Origin of the sequence: Zooshikella harenae (genome assembly GCF_018837975.1) — a bacterium.
GTDB classification, from domain to species: Bacteria; Pseudomonadota; Gammaproteobacteria; order Pseudomonadales; family Zooshikellaceae; genus Zooshikella; species Zooshikella harenae.
Window position 1 is genome coordinate 1 of sequence record NZ_JAGSOY010000317.1, and the last position, 722, is coordinate 722.

At 32.3% G+C, this 722-nt stretch carries 1 protein-coding gene; it reads right to left on the minus strand.

The window, feature by feature from the left end:
* Positions 1-105 precede the first annotated feature (105 nt).
* Positions 106-722, minus strand: a 617-nt coding sequence (locus tag KCG35_RS25885) for a hypothetical protein (protein WP_215822788.1), incomplete at its 5' end; no start/stop codon positions are given.

Consider the following 722-nt stretch of genomic DNA (forward strand, 5'->3'; position numbering starts at 1 on the left):
CTTTTTCGACTTGATTATTTTCACTCATTTATGAACATCCATTCATTGATAAAACGACTATTACTATCTTGATGTAAAACAGCTAAAAATTAGTTTTAATGTATTTTACTCTTTATTAAATACCCACGAATCAATTGACTTTTTAAGGGGCAAATATTTAAATTTATTAATGCGGGTACACTGTGATGTCATATAGCTTTCAGGTGTTTTGAATATGCCATACGGAGTTAATAAATAGCTCGTATACTTACCTAATAATTTACCTGTCTTGATGTTTGAGATCTTATCTACAGATCTATATATTTCATAACCTTCAGTTTTATTATTAATAAATTCTTCACCTGTTGACTCATACGAATACTTACTTTTAAATGAATCAATTTTAACTGTTGCAACGCAATACTTTTCTTTAAAAGAAACATAGGGTTCAACATTATATTTTTCAATTTCCTCTAGATAGTGAGGGTTACAGTTGGGATCATTTTTTAATGCTTTATAGTCACGGTAGTAGCCATAAGGCAGCTCAGCTACAGGAGACCCCAGCTTGTTTTTAGCATGTTCGTATTCAATAAACTCATAAATTCCATATACAATGTTTTCAAAATCCCCTTCTTCTTTAGCGCTGATGTTGTAATAACCATCAACATTTTCAATACCGTTGACAATAGCCCCACCATCCTTAAGACATAGGGCTTCCAGCTCATCCATGCCAGGTATCACAC